The following is an 18,042-nucleotide window of genomic DNA, read 5'->3' on the forward strand; positions in this document are numbered from 1 at the left end:
GGAGATCGTGTCGGAGAAGACCGGCTACCCCGCGGACATGCTGGGCCTGGACATGGAGATGGAGGCCGAACTCGGTATCGACTCCATCAAGCAGGTCGAGATCCTCTCGGCGCTGCAGGCCCAGTACCCCGGCGCCCCCGAGATCCCCGGCTCCGAGCTGGCATCCATGCGGACCCTGCAGGACGTGGTCAACTCCGTCGCCGGCTTCACCGGTGCTGCCGCACCCACGGAAACCGCTGCCGCACCGGCAGCCACGCCCGAGCCCACACCCGCGGTAGGTCTGAGCTGCACCGAAGCTCGTCTGCGCGTCGTTCCGCCTGCCGGGTTCGCGATGGGCGGCCTGCAGGACGGTGAGGTCGTGATCACCCGTGAGGACCCGGCGTTCGCCGACGCCCTCGAACAGGTCCTCGTCACCCGCGGCATCAAGGCGCGCGCCGTCGACGAGGTCCCCGAAGGTGCCGGTTCGGTGATCAGTCTGGCCGCGCTGGGTGCCGTCCGGACCCCCGAGGAATGCGTCGACATGCACGTGCGTGCCTTCCACGCCGCCCGCGCCGTCGCCCAGAGCAGCGCCGATACCCGAGTGTTCGTCACCATCCAGGCCACCGGCGGCACCTTCACCGGCGGCGATGTCCCGACGGGCATCGCGAGCCTGGTCAAGACCGCCGGCTGGGAATGGCCCAACGCCTCGGTCCGCGCCATCGACATCGAAACCCTCGACCCCGAGCGCATCGCGGCCGAACTGCTCGCCGGCGGCAGCGGCGTGGAGGTGGCCCTGCGTGCCGACGGCACTCGCCTCGTCGCCGTCGAGGAGGTCGACGCCACCGAGGTCGGCGAGACCATTCCGGTCCCGGCCGAAGGTGTCGTCGTGGTCACCGGCGGAGCACGAGGTGTGACCGCACGCTCGGCGCTCGCGCTGGCCAAGCAGCACGGGCTGCGCCTGGCACTGCTGGGCCGCACCGCGCTGCAGCCCGAATCGGCGGACGAACCCGCGGGCACCACCGCCACCGAGATCGCCACGGCACTGGCGTCGGCGGCCCGCGCCCGCGGTGAGTCGCTGAGCCTGCCGCAGGCCCGTGCCGCCGCCGAGAAACTGCTGGCCACACGCGAGGTCCGCGAGACCCTCGCCACCGCCGCCCAGCAGGGGACCGTCGCGCAGTACTTCGCCGCCGACACCACCGACCGGGAGGCGCTGCATGCCTCGCTCGCCCAGGTCCGCCAGAGCCTGGGCCCGATCGTCGGCCTCGTCCACGGCGCCGGTGTCCTCGCCGACAAGCGTCTCGAAGATCTCGACGACGACGGTTTCCTGCGGGTGTTCTGCACCAAGCTGATCGGTGCCGAGAACCTGCTGGCCGCCACCGCGGGCGACGAATTGCGGTTCATCGCGCTGTTCTCGTCGATCGCCGCCCGGGCCGGCAACCCCGGCCAGGCCGCCTATGCCTCGGCCAACGCCGCGCTCGATTCGATCGCCGCCCGCGAAGCGCGCCGCCGCGGAGACAACTGTGTGGTCCGCGCGTTCGGCTGGGGACCGTGGGACGGTGGCATGGTCGACGCCACCCTCAAGAGCCGGTTCACCGAGGCAGGCGTGGGGGTGATCCCGATCGGTGAGGGCGCCGAGTTCTTCGCCCGCCACGCACTCGGCCGGGCACCGGCCACCGCCGTCGTCGTCGCCGCACCGGCGAAACCGCAGCTACGGTCCACCACGCTGGCCTGGGATATCTCCGTGGAGAACCAGCCGGCCCTCGCCGACCACCAGGTGCGCGGCAATGTCGTGGTCCCTGTCGTGTTCGCCCTCGACGCCATGCTGAACGCCGTCCGCGGACTGATCCCCGCCGACGCACCCGTGGTGCGTGACTTCCACGTGCTGTCGGGAGTCACCTTCCCGGCCGGGGAGCAGCACGCACTGAGCATCGAACTCACCCCGGACGAGGCCACCTACGCGGTCGCCGTCCGCGACGCCGCCGGGCGCGCCCGCTACAGCGCGCGCATCGACTCGGGATCGGCCGCCGACCAGCCTGTGTCGGTCGCCGACGCCGGACATGGGGCGTGGCCGTTCGGGGTCGCCGAGGCGTACGCCGGACCGCTGTTCCACGGACCCGCGTTCCAGGTGATCGACGAGCTGACCACCTTCGGGCAGGCCGGAGGATCGGCCCTGCTCAAGGTGAAGGGCGAGGCCGGCTGGACCGGCGGCGAGTGGGCAACCGATCCCGCCGCCCTCGACGGTGCGCTGCAACTCGGCATCCTCTGGGCCTCCGCGCAGGGCATGCCGCTGGTGCTGCCGATCAGCATCGGGCGCGCGGTGTTCACCGCACCGTTCCCCGCCTCCGGCGACGTGCGGTGCCGCCTGGCGGCGTTCCCGCTCGGCGACAAGCGCGTCGACTACGACATCGTGTTCGAGACCACCGACGGCGCACCGATCGCGGCGCTCGAAGGTGTCGAGTTCTATGTCGCCGGCAATGCCGACGGTGCCACCGCGTGAGCGATTTCGCGCCGATCGCCATCGTCGGCCGCAGTTGCCTGCTGCCCGGAGCACCGACACCGCAGGACCTGTTCGACGCCACCCTGGCCGGGCGCAGCCTGCTGGCGCCCACCCCGCGCGATCGCTGGCGCGGGGTGGATCCGGCGGCACTCGCGGCCAGTGACAGACCGGGTCTGCGGGTGGCCTCGGCCACCGGCGGCAACGTCGACGACTCGGCGCTGAACCTGACCGGACTCAGCTCACCGATCCCTGACGTCGAGCGCCTGGATCCGCTGGTGCGGTGGGTGGCTCACTGCGCACAGCAGGCGCTGCCCGCCGGTGCCGCCCGGGAACGGACGGGTCTGATCGTCGGCAATCTGTCGTATCCGTCGACGATGAACACGGCATTCGTCGAAAGCGTGTGGACCGGCGGCGACGTCGATCCGCGCAACCGGTTCTCGTCCGGGCTGCCGGTGCACCTGGTGGCCGGCGCGCTGGACCTCGACGGGCCCGCCTTCGCCCTTGACGCCGCCTGCGCGTCGTCGCTGTACGCCATCAAGCTCGCCTGCGACGCCCTGCACGACGGCGACGCCGACGTCATGCTCGCCGGGGGCGTCAACGGCGCCGACGACCTGTTCCTGCATCTGGGCTTCACCTCGCTGCGCGCGCTGAGCCCGTCGGGGCGGTCCCGGCCGTTCCACGCAGAGGCCGACGGTCTGGTGCCGTCGGCGGGTGCGGCGCTGGTCGCCCTCAAACGCCTCGCCGACGCCGAACGCGACGGCGACCGCATTCTCGGGGTCATCAGGGGTGTCGGGCTGTCCAACGACGGCCGCCAGAGCGGCATCCTGGCGCCCGCCGCGTCCGGGCAGACCGCCGCGATGCGTGCCGCGCTCGCCCAGGCCGGGCTGAACCCGGCCGACGTCGACTACGTCGACTGCCACGCCACCGGGACCGTCCTGGGCGATGCCACCGAACTCGACAGCCTCCGCGACGCCTACGGCGACGCACCGCTGAAACTCGGTGCCCTCAAAGGCAACCTGGGCCACACGATCACCGTCTCCGGTGCGGCGAGCCTGGTGAACGTGCTCTCGGCGATGGAGGCCGGCGCGCTGCCGCCGTCGCTGTGCGACACCCAGACCCCCGCGCTGGCGGACACCCCGTTCACCCTGATCACCGAACCCACCCCGTGGGAGGGGACCGTCAAGACGGCGGCGGTCAGCAACTTCGGGTTCGGCGGCAACAACGCCCACCTGATCGTCCAGAACTATGTGCCGGCCGAACACCGCGCTCCGGCGATCGCACCGACTCCACCCGCGGGTGACATCGTCATCTGCGGTCTGGGCGCGGTCACCGGCGACACCGCCGACGTCGACCAATTCCGCAGGCGTGCACTGGGCCCCGAAGCCGAGCCGGCCGCCCTCGAGGAGGTGCGGCTGGAACTGGCCGGACTGGGTTTCCCGCCCAGTGAACTCAAGGGCAGCCTCGCACAGCAGACCACCGTGCTCGGCGCCGCCGCACAGGCACTGCGCGGGATCGGTTCCGAACGAGAGAGCACGGGTGTCGTGATCGGCATGGGCTGCGACGCGATGATCGGCCGCCAGCGCCTGCGGGTGCTGCACGCCGACGACGACGCCTGGCTGGAGGCCAACGCCGCCGCGGCACCGCAGCTCACCGCCGACGGGGTGGTGGGCACCATGCCCAACATCCCGGCCAATCGTGTTCACGCGCAACGAGATTTCCGTGGTTTCGGGTTCACCGTGTCCAGCGAGGAATTGTCCGCGATCACCGCGCTGCAGATCGCGGCCCGCGCGTTGCGCAGCGGTGAACTCGATACCGTGGTCGCCGGCGCCGTCGACTTGTGCCGTGAGGCCGCCCACGAACGGGCGGCCGACGCGGTGGCGGGCGATCCGACGTTGCCGCACGGCGACGCCGCGGTGGTGTTCGTGCTCAAGCGTCGTGCCGATGCCGAGGCGGCGGGTGAGCCGATCCTCGCGGTCCTCGACACCGACAGCCGCCCGGACACGACCTCGGCGGCATTCGCCACCGGCCGGTTCGGGCGCACCCACGCCGCGTCGGCGGCCGTCGAGATCGCCGCCCAGGTGATGGCGCTCGGCTCCCGTGTCCGCGTCGAACCCAGCGGCGCCCAACCCGCACCGGGGGAGAACTCCGCGCATATCAGCGTGTCCGCGCTCGGTGGCCGTACCGGCGGGATCGGTGTTCGTGTCGACGTCGATGCACCGGCTCCGCTGGCGCGTGGTCCGGTGCCGATCTCGCAGCGGTATGCGGCGGCCGGCCGCGCCGAACTCCTCGACGCCCTGCAGCGCGGAGTGCCCGGTGGTGACGGGCCGGTGCGCTGCGCCCTGGTGGCCGACAACGAGGTCACCCTCGACACCCTGCGCCGTGGGGCCGCCGACCAGCTGGCACGGGGGGCGGCCCCGGCCGGACCGGGCATCGTGTTCGCCGACGCACCCATCAGCGGAGAGATCGGATTCGCCTTCACCGGTGCGGCCGCCGCCTATCCCGGTGCCGGTCGCGACCTGCTGCTGGCCTGGCCCGAGGTGGCCGAGGCGCTCGCGCAGCGGTTCCCGGGCGGAGCTGACCTGGTTCCGGAGCTGTTCGGCGACGGCATCACCGAACTCGACGCCTACGCCCAGCTCACCGGCTGCGCCGTCGTCTGCCAGACTCAGGCCGAGTTCTCCCGCACAGTGCTGGGTCTGCGGCCGACCGCCGCGATCGGTCTGTCTTCGGGAGAAACCAACTCGCTCATGGCATTCGGTGTGTGGCGGGATCTGCGGCCGATGCTTGCCGAGATCACCGAGTCCGGCATGTACGGCCGGCAGATCACCGGCGACTGCCGCATCGCGGGCGAAGCCTGGGGTGTGGGCAGCACACCCACCGAGTGGGAATGCTGGCGGATCGGGGCCCCGCGCGAGCAGATCGACGCCGTGCTGGCCGCCGAACCGCGCGCCTACATGACCATCGTCCAGGCGCCCGACGATTGCGTGATTGGCGGCGATCCGCAGGCCTGCAAGCGGGTGATCGAGGCGCTCGGCAACCCGCCCAGCATGTATCTCGGTCTGGACATGGTGATCCACTGCGAGGCGATGACCCCGTTCACCGACGTGTGGCACCGCATCCACTCGCGTTAGACCTTCGAGGCACCGGGTGTCCGGTTCTACAGCAACGGCGTCACCGGCGCGTACACCCCCACCCGGGAGTCCGCGGCCGACGCGATCACCCGGCAGGCACTCGAACCGATCGACTTCCCGGCCACCATCCGGCAGGCCTACGCCGACGGTGTGCGGGTGTTCGTCGAACATGGGCCGCGCGGCATCCTGACCGCCGCGATCCCGAAGATCCTCGGCGACCAACCGCACGTCGCGGTCGCCCTCGACGCCCAGGAACGCCGCGGTCTGCGGGCCCTGGCCGAAACCGTCGCCAAGCTGTGGGTCAACGGGGTTCCGGTCGCCACGGACGGGTTCGACGCCCGGATCGAGGCGCTCCGGTCCCAGCAGGGCGGCGCCCGGGCGGAGACCGCACGCACCCTGAGCTTCGCCGGACACTGGCCCGACATCGTCGACGTGCCCGGTGCCACCGTGGCCGAAGCTCCGGCCGCCCCGCCGCGTGTCGCCGCCGCGCACACCGCCGGCCCTGCCGTCGCACCGCCGAAAGTTCCTGAACCAGTGGCCGTTTCCCCGGCAGCCGTTTCGCCAGCACAGAATGAGAGTGCCCAGATGCCAGCACCCGAGACCACCGGCGCGGCCGCGACCATCGCAGCCGAAGCGGCGCCCGCGCAATACATGCCGCCGGCGCCGTCGTACCCACCCGCGCTGGCCTTGCCGCAGACCGTGGTCACCCAGACCGAGTATGTGACAGCACCGGCAGTGGCCGGACAGGCGGTGAACATCGCCGCGCCGGCGGCCGTCGGTGACCAGACCGCCACAGCGCTGGGCATCGTCGACTCGGCGAGCGCCGCGCACACCGCCTTCGTCGAACGTCAGGCGCAGGCGCACGCGGCCTTCCTGCAGACCCGCGAGGCGATGCTGGCGATGGTCGCCAGACGCCGGGGTGAGCTGCCCGGACGTGTGGTGGCGCGATCCGCACCGGCCACCACTGTCGTGACCGCCCCACCGGTTGCGGCCCCGGCCGTCACCGCACCGGCGGCATTCGTCGCCCCGGTCACCCCGGCCCCCGCATCCGCCGCTCCACCGGCGTCCGCGCCTGCCCCGGTCACACCTGCCGCTGCCCGGCCCGCACCCGTGGCCCCGGTACCCGCTCCGGCACCGCCTGCGCCGTCGCAGGAACCCGCCGCCGCACCCGGGACCGTGCTGTTTTCCCGGGAACAGCTCGAAGTGCTTGCCGGAGGCAAGGTTTCGGAGGTCTTCGGGCCGAGGTTCGCCGAGTACGACAACTACGAACGCCTCGTCCGGATGCCCGAACCACCGCTGCTGCTGGCCGACCGCGTCATCAGCATCGACGGTGAACCGGGCACCATGGGCACCGGCACCATCGTCACCGAAACCGATGTCGACCCCGACGCCTGGTACATGCACAACGGCCGGATGTCGCCCGGTGTGGTGATCGAATCCGGGCAGGCCGACCTGCTTCTCGCCTCGTGGCTGGGCGCGGACTTCAGCAACCGCAGCGACCGCGTGTACCGGCTGCTGGGCTGCGATCTGACGTTCATGGGTGAGCTGCCCAAGGGCGGGGAGACGCTGCACTACGAGATCCACATCGACGGTCACGCCAAGACCGGCGACACGCGGCTGTTCTTCTTCCATTACGACTGCTACATCGGCGACCGGCTGATGATCTCGGTCCGCAACGGTCAGGCCGGGTTCTTCTCCGACGCCGAACTCGCCGACTCCGACGGTGTGCTGTGGGACGCCGCCGACGACGCCCCCCGCGAGGGTGCGATCCGCGATACCCCGCCGCAGGTCACCACCAAGCGGTCGTTCTCCGCCGAGGAGCTGGCGGCCTACGTCGACGGCCACGCCTACACCTGCTTCGGTGCGGGTTTCGAACGGGCCGCCGCCCATTCGCGCACCCCGTCGTTGCCGAAGGGCCGGCTGCGGTTGTTCGACGAGATCGCCGAGTTCGATCCCGAGGGCGGACCGTGGGGCCGCGGTTACCTGCGTGCCCGCGCGCACGTCCCGGCCGATTCCTGGTTCTACAGCGGGCATTTCAAGAACGACCCGTGCATGCCGGGAACCCTGATGGCCGACGCCGCCACGCAGGCGCTGTCGTTCGCGATGGCCGCCTACGGTTTCACCATCGAGCACGACGGCTGGCGTTTCGAGCCGGTGCCCGACGAGATGAGCCGGTTCGTGTGCCGCGGGCAGGTCATCCCGAACGCCGACCACACCCTCGACTACGAGGTGTTCATCGAGGAGATCATCGACGGCCCGACACCGACCGTGTACGCGGCGCTGCTGTGCCGCAGCGACGGTTTCAAGGTATTCCACGCCCGCCGCTTCGGTATCCGGCTGGTCCCGGACTGGCCGATGCCGCCCGGCGCCCCCGGCCCGGTGCACATCCTGGAAGGCACCACCGACGTCCGCGGCGACTACGGTGCGCTCCTCGCCTGCGGTCGCGGTATGCCCTCGGATGCGTTCGGTGAGCTGTACAAGCCGTTCGACGGCACCCGCCGCGCGCCGCGTCTGCCGGACGAGCCGTACCACTTCGTCTCCCGCATCATCAGCGTCGACAGTCCGCCCGGGGTTCCCACCAAGGGCGGCACCTGCGTCGCCGAATACGATGTGCCGGCCGACGCCTGGTACCTGGCCGATACCCACTCGGATGCGGTGCCGCTGTCGGTGCTGATCGAGATCCTGCTGCAGCCGTGTGGCTGGCTCTCCTCGTACAACGGTTTCGCCGCGAACCGTCCCGACGATGTGCTGTTCCGCAACCTTGACGGCAAGAACATCACCCAGCTCCGCCCGGCCCTCGTCGGCACGCTGCGGGTGTCGACGACGATGGAACGCTACGCAGAGGGCGGCGGTTCGACGATCTGCTTCTTCGACGTCGTCTGCACTCAGAACGACGAAGTGGTCATGACGATGAACACCGCGTTCGGCTTCTTCAAACCGGAGGCGATGGAGAATCAGGTCGGCCTGAAGTCGCCGCAGTTCACCCTCGACGGGCTGAACGCGGAGGCCCCGGTGAATGTCGAGTACCTGGGTCCAGAACTGTCCGGTGCACCGTATCTGCATCAGGGCCGCCTGCAGGTGCTCGACCGCGTCAAGTTCTGGCCGGGTGCCGGCGATGCGGGCCTGGGCCGCGCGGTCGCCATCTACGACGTGCACCCGGAGGCGTGGTTCTTCAAGGCGCACTTCTTCCAGGACCCGGTGCAGCCCGGTTCGCTCGGCCTGGAAGCGATGCAGCAGTGTGCCCGTGCCGCAGCCCGGCTCGCCGGCGTCGCCGACGGAGCCACGCACTTCGAGCAGGTCGCCCACGACCAATCCTTCGACTGGAGCTTCCGCGGTCAGGTCACCCCGCTGGCCAAGCTGGCCCGCTCGGCGGTGGAGATCCTGTCGGTGGAGACCGACGAACGCGGCACTCTCGTCGTGTTCAACGGCACCTTCTGGGTCGACGACCTGTGCATCTACGAAACGAAGAAGATGGGTGTGCGCGCCGTCCGCGCCTGACGCATCCCGCTGAATGACTCCACCCCGCGGCACCCGTCGCGGGGTGGAGTCATTGTTATCCTGACGTCCGAATAGTCCGGGTTTCCGACGTCTGGGGGCGCATGCGATGGCGGGATCGCAGCATGAATCATTGCTCGAATTCGTGAAGCGACGTCCGGCGATCGGGGTGCCGGTCGTCCTGGTCGCATGGATATTCGCCCTTGTCGGTGCATGGGCGAAAGTGGGCACCTGGTGGGGTTATGTCCTCGTGGTGGCCTTCGTCCCGACATTCATCGGAGTGGACTACGTCGTGGCCCAGCGGAAGCGAGCCAAGGTCGCGGATAACGGCGCAGTGTCGCGTAACAACCCTGACCAGGTTTGACCAAGGATCCCTACTGGAGCCGTTCAGCGTTGCGGGCGACGGCTGTTCGCACAATCGTGCGCTGATCGAAGTCCAGCGCATTCCAGGCGCTGTCGTTGTGTTCGAGGACGTTTCGGGCCATGTCGATGACCAGATGGGCGACCGCATCCTCATTGAGGCCGGAGGTTCGGGCCAGTTTCCGCCAGTGGGCGATGGTGACCTCGGCGGCCATGCGGGCGCCGGCGATTCGCATCGCGAGTTTCTGGTCGTAGGCCGGGTACAGGCCGACCGGGACGACATCGTAGATCGGCGCAAACGTGATTCCGTTCTGCCCGAGCAGGATTGAGTAGTTCTTGGCGTGGGCGTCGGCGTTGCCGACGAGAGTGTTGAACGCCAGCTGCGTGAGAAACGACGTGACAAGCGTTCCTGAAGCATCGACGGGACGCAGGGTGTCGATCACCTGCCTCGCGGTGACACCGTACTTGTTGTCGGGGCCGATCCCGCGCGCCTGCGCGAGATCCTCGGCGTGCAGGCGGCGGGGAAGTGGTCCCGTCTGTGCAGCGCGATCGAAGCGTTCGACGGCGAAAGCGTGTTGGTCGGCAACCCGAAGAATGCTCGCCGACGGTGCGCTGACGCCGACAGCACGTGCCAGGTTGAGTGCGGCGAGTTCGGCATCCTCGACTCCACGAAGGTCGGGGCGTCCGGGTTTGACGATATGGGTCGAGGGTACCGCTGCATTCGACCAGTACCAGTCGCCGTCGATCGCCGCGATGGCGAACTTTCCCTGTGTGCCGGCGAGTGAGAAGCGCGCCGGAAGGTCTCCTGGCGCCCATGCGTCAGGATCGTGCTTGATACTGCGAATACGGTCGGCTATATCACGGTCCAGCGCTGGATTCATCTCGGCTGCAATGGTTTTGGGTTCGGTATCGGCAGGTAGGAGAACCAGTCCGCCGGCGATGTCGCCGCCCGCCTTCTGTAGTAGCTCGACGGTTTCGGTGCTGCGGGCGCCATAGGCGGCGGCCAGGCGCACACGGGTGTGCTCGTGATCAGGAAGAAGGTTCTCCAGGAAGCTCGCGGCGGCTCGCCTGGTCGCGCTGCCCTCACGTGGTAGTGACAGCGATATGGGAGTCTCCGGCGCGTCCTCGTCGTAGCGGAACACCGTCGCATCGGCATCGATGATGAATCGCCCGACGTGCCGGTTGTCGAGCCATGCTTCGAGGTACCGGGTCACGGTGTGGCCTGTAGATCCGGCAGTGCGGTGGGTTCGACATCGAGGGCACGCAGGGTACGGCGGACCGCACGAAGCGGTGCCGGTCTGCCTCTTTCGATCAGCCGGACGTCGGCAGGGTCGGTGCCGGCGGTGTCGGCGAGTTGATGCACCGACCAGCCCCGGATCGTGCGTTCGGTGGCGACGACGTCGGCGAGCTCATCGGGATCGCGCAGATATTCGTAACGATGCTGACTGACGGAGTACCGAATGTAGTCTGTGTTGCCCTCTGCTGCGTTGGCGATGAGTTGGGTCTCGAACAGGCCGCTGTCGTCGTGGGGGCTGCCGGCCCACCAGTCCGACAGCAGGGGAGCGGGGTCGTCGGTGGCACGCAGTGCGCGGATACGGGCAGCGGTCCGCGCGCGATCGGTACCCGACAGCCCGCGCAGCGTCCGGTACTGGAGTGCGTGAACAAGCATTCGCCGGGAGCGAGTGGAGAGGGGGCGGCTGTGACGGGGTGAGTCCGGCAACGTCTCCACCTGCCACGACGTCCCGACCTTGGTGGCCTTGACCTGTCCGGCCGCGATCAGCGCTCGCACCCGGCGCGGGGTGACACCGAGACGGTCCGCGGCTTCGGCGACATCCATTGCACAAGTATACCGTTGAGGAGGCCGATCCACGGCTGGCCGGACTCACTGGGAACTGGCGGGCGATATCGCGATATCATTGCCGGTGGAGGTGGTTGTCGTGACGAATGTGCTGATCAGGGGGATCAGTGAGGCTGCGGTCGAGCGCATTGACGCCGAGGCGTCAGCGTTGGGACTGTCCCGCAATGAGTATCTGCGGCGAAAGCTCGAAGGCACTGCGATGGTGCCTACTGACGTTTCGGTGACGGCCGGTGATTGGCAACGGTCGGCAGAGACGTTCGCCGATCTGGCGGATCCGGACGTGATGGACGCCGCGTGGCGGTGACGAGTTGGCTGATCGATAAGTCGGCCTACGCCAGAATGCAGATGGGGCAGGCGGCGCGGCTCGACGAATGGAACGCACGCATCGAGCGCGGCCTCGTGCGGATGTCGACGGTGACCCGTCTGGAACTGGGATTTTCGGTGCGGTCGGGGGAGTCCGGGCGTCGTGCGTTCGTGATCCCGCCGCTGTCGCTCATGCCGATCGAGCACCTGACGCCGGCGATGGAGGATCGAGCGTTCGAGGTGCAGATGATGCTTGCTGATCGGGGACAGCATCGTGCCCCGTCAATCCCGGATCTGTTGATCGCGGCAACCGCGGAAAAACTGGGGCTCACGGTTCTTGCGGTCGACAAGGACTTCGATCTGATCGCCGACATCACCGGGCAGACAGTGGAGACTTTGGCGTCGACATGATTCTGCTGCCGGTAGCCGGACACCAGCGAAGTCGCATGTCGCTGTCAGCCCCGGAATCCGGAGCTGGCAGCAATATTCACGATCACCGGGATCAGACGGTGGGGGCGGGCGGCATGGCGACGACCTGGCCCGAATAGCTCAGGCCCGCACCGTAACCGAGCAGCAGGGCGGTGTCTCCGGGCTTGGCGCGGCCCGATTTGAGCAGGTCGTACATCGCCAGCGGGATCGAGGCGGCGGCGGTGTTGCCGGTGTATTCGATGTTGTCGGCGACGGGAACCCCGTCGCGCATCTTCAGGTTCTTCGCCAGGAGTTCGTTGATGCGGGCGTTGGCCTGGTGCGGCACGAACACGTCGAGGTCGTCGGCGGTGATGCCGGTGAGTTCCAGGGTGCGCTTGGCTACTTTGCTCATCTCGAAAGCGGCCCAACGGAATACGGCGGTGCCGTTCATCCGCATGTAGGGGCGGTCGGTGTGGCTGGCGCCGAGCAGGTAGTCCTTCCAGTCCATCGACTGATGGATCAGTTCGCTCTGCGAGCCCTCGCTGCCCCACACCACCGGCCCGACCTGCCGGGTGGGGGTGGGGCCGACGACGACCGCGCCCGCGCCGTCGCCGAAGATGAAGCTCACCCCGGGGTCGGTCATATCCAGCGACATCGAGATCTCCTCGGCCCCGATCACCAGCACGCGGGTGGCGCTGCCGGAGCGGATCATGTCCTGCGCCAACGACATCGCGTAGCCGAACCCGGCACAGCCCACACTCACATCCATCGCGGGCACCCCGTTGGCACCGACCGCGGTGGCCACCGGCGGCGCGGCCGAGGGGATACAGCGTCCGTGGGTGCTGGTGGCCAGGAGCAGGGCGTCGATATCGGCGCCGGTCAGTCCCGAATTGGCGAGCGCGGCCCGGCCTGCCTCCACCGACATGGTGGTGATGCTCTCGTCGCGACCACAGAAGCGGCGGCTTTTGATGCCGGTGCGGGTGTAGATCCACTCGCTGTCCACGTCGAGGTTCGCGCAGATCTCGTCGTTGGCGACCAGTCGCTGGGGACGGTACGCACCGATTCCGAGGATGCCGATGTTGTTCGTTCCGGTAGGAGTCGCGAACGTGACCATGGAGGTGGGTTGTCCTTTGCTGTCGACGTGGAGCGGCGTCATATGAGAGCTATGCCCTGCTGCTGAACCTAGTAGATGGCGGTCACACAGTCGCAGGCAGGTTGTCCGCGGGCCGAACGTGCTTCGGGTGTCGCCCACAGTTGCCCTCGGTGGGTCACACTTGGATGATGACGCGTCCTCGTTTCCGCATGCTGGCCGCTGTGATCGTGATCGGAGCGATTGTGCTCGGCGGTGCGTTGATCGCGGTCGAGAGGCGGGCACCCGAGGCCCACGGCGAGCCCGCGATCAAGGTCGGGACATCGACGCATTCGCTGACGTTCGGTGGCCTCGATCGCAGCTTCCGGATCTATCGCCCGGCGACCGCGGCGCGGCGTGCGCCGCTGGTGGTGGTCCTGCACGGAGGTTTCGGATCGGCCCGCCAGGCCGAGAAGGCGTACGGCTGGGATCAGCAGGCCGAGGCCGGTGGCTTCGTCGTCGCCTACCCCGACGCGGTGCGCAGGTCCTGGAACGCGGGAAGCTGCTGCGGCGGGGCGGCGTCGGCGAACCTCAACGACGTCGGATTCGTCGACGCGGTGGTGCGCACAATCGCCCGCCTCACCCCGATAGATTCCCGGCGCGTCTACGCGACCGGAATGTCCAACGGAGCCATGCTCGCTCTGCGAATTGCCTGCGAGAGCACGACCTTCGCCGCGGTCGCGCCGGTGGCGGGCACGCTGGTGACGGCATGCCCGGCGCCCCGGAAGATGTCGGTCCTGCAGGTTCACGGGACCGCCGATCCACGAGTGCCCTACGGCGGTGGTCCGGGGCAGGCGTTCAGTCTCGACGGTAAGGCCAGAGTCGACGGACCGGCGATCCCCGCGGTGAACGCCACGTTCCGGGCCGCCAATGGCTGTGCACCGCCCCGGACTACGGTGACCGGCACGGTCACCACGTCCAGCGCGCAGTGTCCCGGTGGACGAGAGGTGCGGCTGGTGAGTCTTGCCGGCGGCGGTCACGACTGGCCGACGTCGCCGTACCACGCCACCGCCGAGATCTGGCGGTTCTTCGCCGCGCACCCGCGCTGAGGGCAGATTCGGTACCCGTGTCCGGGGCGGTGTGTTCCGCTGTGGGGATCCCGTGATCGGGGTCACTATGCGGCAGCGTACGTTCAGACGATGACCGAAGTGAAGACAAGTTCAGGTTTCGTCCGGGGAACCGTCGTCGACGGGGTCGCCTCCTTCAAGGGAGTGCCGTTCGCCGCGCCACCGGTGGGGGATCGCCGGTTCCGGGCACCGGAACCGCCGGAGCCGTGGGACGGGGTGCGTGATGCGCTCGACTACGGGCACACAGCACCGCAGGGCGATTACCCGCCGCCGATCGATAAACTGCTCGCCAACGTCGTCAACGACGGCGATGACTATCTGAACCTCAACGTGTGGACACCCGAGCAGGCCATCGGCGGCGACCCGCGGCCGGTCATGGTGTGGATCCACGGCGGCGCCTTCGTGAACGGATCAGGCGGAATCTACGACGGCACGACCTTCGCCCGTGACGGCGTCGTCATGGTGTCCATCAACTATCGCCTCGGCGTCAACGGCTTCCTCTGGTTTGGCGAGGGCACACCCAATCTGGGAATCCTCGACCAGATCGCGGCTCTGGAGTGGGTGCGTGACAACATCCGGGCATTCGGCGGTGACCCCGACAAGGTGACCATCTTCGGTGAGTCCGCCGGCGGAATGAGCACCGCGACACTACTGGCCGCCCCCGCCGCCCGAGGATTGTTCAGTCGTGCGATCGTGCAGTCCGGCGGTGGCCATATCGCGATGAGCCCTGGCAGCGCGGTCAAGGTGGCCCGCAGGTACGCCAAGATCCTCGGCGTGGAACCGAACCGCGAGGCCGTCGCGGCCGCCGATCCCCAGGCGATTCTCGCCGCACAATCGGCGCTGGCGGCGGAGGTGAGCAAGAAGCCGTTCAAACGCCTGTGGGGTGACGTCGCCGCCAACCATCTGCCGTTCGAACCGGTCATCGACGGCACCATCGTTCCCGGCCTGCCCGAGACGGCGATCGCGGCCGGCGCGAGCTCGGATGTCGGTTTGATGGTCGGTTCCAATGCCCACGAGGGCAGGTTGTTTCTGGCGCCGACCGGATCAGCTCCGAAGGTGCCGCCGTTCGTGCCTTATGTGTATGCGCGCACTGCCGGGGCCAAGAAGCCCGCGGCCACGGTCAAGGCCTACCGCAAGCACCGTTCCGACGAGTCCTGGGGCGACCTGACAGCCGCCTTCATGACCGACGCCTACTTCCGCGCTCCCGCGCTCCGGCTGGCCGAGAGTCATCCCGGAACCTACGTGTACGAGTTCCAGTGGGAATCACCGCAGGTCCCGGGATTGGGGTCCTGCCATGCGCTGGAGGTGCCGTTCGTTTTCGACAGCCTGGACGGAGCGAAATACAGTGCGCTGACCGGTCCGTCGGCACCCAAGGGGCTGGCGGCCGCCATGCACAAGGCATGGATCGATTTCGCCGTCACCGGTGATCCCGGCTGGCCCGCCTACGACCACACCACCCGCTCGACGATGGTGTTCAACACCACCTCGGGTGTGCAGTCCGATCCGCGTCCGCATGACAGGCGGCACTGGGAACGCTGACCGGTGTCCGGGTGGGAGCCGCCGCCCTTCGGCGTGCGGCTCCCACCGAACCCGGCGTCGCGGGATGATTCGTGGCCCGCTGCGGTGTGCCGTCTTGCGATGGTGACCTCGGGCGGCCACGCTTGCTGGAATGAGCAAGAGCAAGGATCCCAGCGGCGGCATTCTCGACGCGGCCGCCCGTAAACTCCGGCTGCCGTTCGGCGCGCCCGTCTTCATCGACCGCATCGTCTCCGGCAGTGTCGACGAGGCGGGCCGGCGCACCGTGCAGATGCTCATCAACACCTGGGATCTCGCCGAAGGCGGTCCGTTCGCCGCGCAGGCCATCTCCGCCGGAGGCATGGCCAAGACCGTCGAGGTGGTCTACGACAGCCTGATCGGTCCCATCTTCGGACCGCTGCTCAAACGTCTCGGCGCCGACGACGTGACCAGGCGGGCCGGTCTGTGCGCCACCCAGCTCGTCGGGGTCGGTGTGGTGCGCTATGTGGCGCGCGCCGAACCGATCAGGTCGATGACCCCCGAAGAACTCGCCGACGCCATCGCCCCGACCCTGCAGCGCTACCTCATCGGCGACATCTCCTGACCCCGCCCCGGCTTTTCCGTTGCGCGCCGGTGCCGTGACCGGTTAACGTCACGCCCCTATGCGCGCACACGGGGGTATGCCATATTGGCGGCTGTTCCGGGCGGGGTGGCGACGGCAATCCACCTACCGGCTGGCCGCGCTCGGCGGCTTGATCGCGAACGTGACCTTCGGTTTTCTCAAGGTCGCGTTGTTGCTGGCCACCGTCGACGCGGCCGGCGGATCGGTGCGCGGCTACGACGCCGCCACGATGAGCGCCTACATCTGGGTGTCGCAGGGCCTGCTCGGCAGCATCAACCTCAACGGCCGCAGCGATCTCGCCGACCGGATCAAGGACGGATCGGTGGTGGTGGACCTGCTGCGCCCGGTGAACCTGGTCGCCGCGACGTACGCCGCAGAACTCGGCCGGGCACTGTTCTCCCTGATCCCGCGCGCCCTGCCCAGCATCGCGATCGGCGCGCTGGTCGTCGGGATGGCGATGCCCACCGAACCATGGCCGTACCTGCTCGGCCTGCTCAGCGTCGTGCTCGGCGCACTCATCTCCATCGCCGCGTGCTATCTCGTCGCGGTGAGCGGATTCTGGCTGGTCTAAACGCGCGGTATCCAGATCGCCTACATGGTGGCGTCGGGTTTTCTGGCGGGACTGTTCGTGCCGGTCCGATTGTTCCCGGACTGGTTGCGCACCCTTGCCCACTGCACGCCGTTCCCGTCGACCCTGATGACGCCGGTCGACGTGCTCACCGGAATGAGCACAGGCCGCGACGCCGTCGTCGCCGTCCTCGTCCAGCTCGCCTGGCTGGCGGCGTTGGCGGTGGTGGGGGAACGGATGACCGTCCGTGGGCACCGGCACCTGGAAATCCAAGGCGGGTGAGGCGGACCATGACCTGGCAGGCCGACGTCGCCGCGTACCGGGCGGTCATCGGATCGCGGATGCGGTCGCAGCGCAGCCACCGCGGCAACTTCCGGATCGACTTGACCAGCTCGTTGCTGGTCGGGCTGATCGAGCTGGCCGAGGTGTGGGTGCTGTTCCACAACGTGCCGCGCATCGGTGGTGTCGGGTTCACCGAGATGCTGCTGGTGTTCGGCCTCGCCGATTGCGCGTACTCGGTGGCCGACATGATCTTCGGGCACTGCGACCGGCTGCCCGACTTCATCCGGGCCGGCACCCTCGACGCCTTCTACCTGCGGCCCCAGCCGGTGCTGCTGCAGCTGATCACGAGCGATATCAGTCTGCGGCGCCTGGCCCGCACCGTGGTCGGTCTGGTGGCGCTCACCGCCGGCCTGTGCCTGGCCGACATCGACTGGTCGGTGGCGAAGGCGGCGCTGGTGGTGCTGGCGGTGGCCTGCGGGTTCGCGATCTTCGCGGCCGCCTTTGTGTGGGCGGCGGGCATGCAGTTTTTCCTCATCGACGGCGCCGAGGCCACCAACGCGGTCGTGTACGGCGGCCGGTACGCGGCATCCCAGCCCGCATCGGTGTGGAACAAGCCCCTGAAGGTGTTGTTCGTCTTCGCCTTCCCGATGGCGTTCACCGCCTATCTGCCCGCCGTGCAACTGCTGGGTCTGCCGGGACCGTCATGGCTGCCGTCGTGGCTGGGCTGGTGCGGCCCGGTCGCCGCGGTCTGGGCGTGGCTGCTGGCGCTGCTCACCTGGCGTGTCGGGGTACGTCACTACCAGGGCGGCGGAGGATGACCGAAACGGAACG

The 18,042-nt window shown here is 68.8% G+C and carries 15 protein-coding genes; 12 read left to right on the plus strand and 3 right to left on the minus strand.

Features of this window, described 5'->3' with window-relative positions:
* The 4 genes from GOAMR_RS04380 to GOAMR_RS04390 form a co-directional block, all read left to right on the plus strand.
* Nucleotides 1-2,476: SDR family NAD(P)-dependent oxidoreductase (locus tag GOAMR_RS04380; RefSeq protein WP_005183168.1), on the plus strand; the 2,476-nt coding region annotated here is incomplete at its 5' end.
* Entirely contained in the window at nt 2,473-5,604 is a 3,132-nt protein-coding gene (locus tag GOAMR_RS23480) for a beta-ketoacyl synthase N-terminal-like domain-containing protein (protein WP_005183171.1), read from the plus strand. The genes GOAMR_RS04380 and GOAMR_RS23480, both read left to right, overlap by 4 nt.
* 156 nt (nt 5,605-5,760) lie before the next feature.
* Nucleotides 5,761-9,102 carry a hotdog family protein gene (locus tag GOAMR_RS23485; RefSeq protein ID WP_050942589.1) on the plus strand — a complete coding sequence of 1,114 codons (3,342 nt, stop codon included), beginning with the start codon at nt 5,761-5,763 and terminating at the stop codon, nt 9,100-9,102.
* Between the two features lie 106 nt (nt 9,103-9,208).
* Nucleotides 9,209-9,463, plus strand: coding sequence for a hypothetical protein (locus tag GOAMR_RS04390; RefSeq protein WP_005183177.1), 255 nt, complete (start codon nt 9,209-9,211; stop codon nt 9,461-9,463).
* A 10-nt stretch (nt 9,464-9,473) separates the two neighbouring features.
* On the opposite strand, the gene GOAMR_RS04395 is transcribed toward GOAMR_RS04390, so the two are convergent.
* Together GOAMR_RS04395 and GOAMR_RS23490 are read right to left on the minus strand one after the other, a co-directional pair.
* Entirely contained in the window at nt 9,474-10,673 is a 1,200-nt protein-coding gene (locus tag GOAMR_RS04395) for a HipA domain-containing protein (RefSeq protein ID WP_005183179.1), read from the minus strand.
* A complete protein-coding gene (locus GOAMR_RS23490) occupies nt 10,670-11,296 on the minus strand; it encodes a helix-turn-helix domain-containing protein (RefSeq protein WP_005183183.1) in 627 nt (208 codons plus the stop codon). The genes GOAMR_RS04395 and GOAMR_RS23490 overlap by 4 nt, the downstream gene beginning before the upstream one ends.
* Before the next feature lie 100 nt (nt 11,297-11,396).
* On the opposite strand from GOAMR_RS23490, the gene vapB reads away from it, so the two are divergent.
* Both vapB and GOAMR_RS04410 read left to right on the plus strand, forming a co-directional pair.
* Nucleotides 11,397-11,621 carry a type II toxin-antitoxin system VapB family antitoxin gene (gene vapB, locus GOAMR_RS04405; RefSeq protein ID WP_040514372.1) on the plus strand — a complete coding sequence of 75 codons (225 nt, stop codon included), beginning with the start codon at nt 11,397-11,399 and terminating at the stop codon, nt 11,619-11,621.
* Nucleotides 11,622-11,656: 35 nt separating this feature from the next.
* Entirely contained in the window at nt 11,657-12,031 is a 375-nt protein-coding gene (locus GOAMR_RS04410; protein ID WP_211599611.1) for a PIN domain-containing protein, read from the plus strand.
* Nucleotides 12,032-12,122: 91 nt separating this feature from the next.
* Here GOAMR_RS04410 and GOAMR_RS04415 read toward each other — a convergent pair whose 3' ends face one another.
* On the minus strand, nt 12,123-13,142 hold the full coding sequence (locus GOAMR_RS04415) for a beta-ketoacyl-ACP synthase III (protein ID WP_005183190.1): 1,020 nt from the start codon (nt 13,140-13,142) through the stop codon (nt 12,123-12,125).
* A 167-nt stretch (nt 13,143-13,309) separates the two neighbouring features.
* On the opposite strand from GOAMR_RS04415, the gene GOAMR_RS04420 reads away from it, so the two are divergent.
* From GOAMR_RS04420 to GOAMR_RS04440, 6 genes are all read left to right on the plus strand, one after another.
* Complete coding sequence (locus GOAMR_RS04420) at nt 13,310-14,206, plus strand: extracellular catalytic domain type 1 short-chain-length polyhydroxyalkanoate depolymerase (RefSeq protein WP_040514399.1); 897 nt, start codon at nt 13,310-13,312, stop codon at nt 14,204-14,206.
* Nucleotides 14,207-14,296: 90 nt separating this feature from the next.
* A complete protein-coding gene (locus tag GOAMR_RS04425; protein ID WP_005183196.1) occupies nt 14,297-15,763 on the plus strand; it encodes a carboxylesterase/lipase family protein in 1,467 nt (488 codons plus the stop codon).
* 130 nt (nt 15,764-15,893) lie between these two features.
* Nucleotides 15,894-16,343 carry a TetR/AcrR family transcriptional regulator gene (locus GOAMR_RS04430; RefSeq protein ID WP_005183199.1) on the plus strand — a complete coding sequence of 150 codons (450 nt, stop codon included), beginning with the start codon at nt 15,894-15,896 and terminating at the stop codon, nt 16,341-16,343.
* A 58-nt stretch (nt 16,344-16,401) separates the two neighbouring features.
* Complete coding sequence (locus tag GOAMR_RS04435) at nt 16,402-16,932, plus strand: ABC-2 family transporter protein (protein ID WP_005183200.1); 531 nt, start codon at nt 16,402-16,404, stop codon at nt 16,930-16,932.
* Between the two features lie 24 nt (nt 16,933-16,956).
* The gene (locus tag GOAMR_RS25315) at nt 16,957-17,211 is read left to right on the plus strand and encodes a hypothetical protein (RefSeq protein ID WP_005183201.1); all 255 of its coding nucleotides are present in this window, start codon (nt 16,957-16,959) and stop codon (nt 17,209-17,211) included.
* 8 nt (nt 17,212-17,219) lie between these two features.
* The gene (locus GOAMR_RS04440) at nt 17,220-18,029 is read left to right on the plus strand and encodes an ABC transporter permease (protein ID WP_005183202.1); all 810 of its coding nucleotides are present in this window, start codon (nt 17,220-17,222) and stop codon (nt 18,027-18,029) included.
* Nucleotides 18,030-18,042 lie beyond the last annotated feature (13 nt).

The sequence above is a fragment of the Gordonia amarae NBRC 15530 genome (assembly GCF_000241345.1).
Classification (GTDB): domain Bacteria; phylum Actinomycetota; class Actinomycetes; order Mycobacteriales; family Mycobacteriaceae; genus Gordonia; species Gordonia amarae.

Excerpts from the sequence above, each read along its gene's own strand:
- GOAMR_RS25315 (WP_005183201.1), top strand. The coding sequence starts at position 16,957 with ATGGTGGCGTCGGGTTTTCTGGCGGGACTGTTCGTGCCGGTCCGATTG.
- GOAMR_RS04435 (WP_005183200.1), top strand. The coding sequence starts at position 16,402 with ATGCGCGCACACGGGGGTATGCCATATTGGCGGCTGTTCCGGGCGGGG.
- GOAMR_RS04420 (WP_040514399.1), top strand. The coding sequence starts at position 13,310 with ATGACGCGTCCTCGTTTCCGCATGCTGGCCGCTGTGATCGTGATCGGA.
- GOAMR_RS04430 (WP_005183199.1), top strand. The coding sequence starts at position 15,894 with ATGAGCAAGAGCAAGGATCCCAGCGGCGGCATTCTCGACGCGGCCGCC.
- GOAMR_RS23490 (WP_005183183.1), bottom strand. The coding sequence starts at position 11,296 with ATGGATGTCGCCGAAGCCGCGGACCGTCTCGGTGTCACCCCGCGCCGG.
- GOAMR_RS04415 (WP_005183190.1), bottom strand. The coding sequence starts at position 13,142 with ATGGTCACGTTCGCGACTCCTACCGGAACGAACAACATCGGCATCCTC.
- GOAMR_RS04440 (WP_005183202.1), top strand. The coding sequence starts at position 17,220 with ATGACCTGGCAGGCCGACGTCGCCGCGTACCGGGCGGTCATCGGATCG.
- GOAMR_RS04410 (WP_211599611.1), top strand. The coding sequence starts at position 11,657 with ATGCAGATGGGGCAGGCGGCGCGGCTCGACGAATGGAACGCACGCATC.
- GOAMR_RS04390 (WP_005183177.1), top strand. The coding sequence starts at position 9,209 with ATGGCGGGATCGCAGCATGAATCATTGCTCGAATTCGTGAAGCGACGT.
- GOAMR_RS04425 (WP_005183196.1), top strand. The coding sequence starts at position 14,297 with ATGACCGAAGTGAAGACAAGTTCAGGTTTCGTCCGGGGAACCGTCGTC.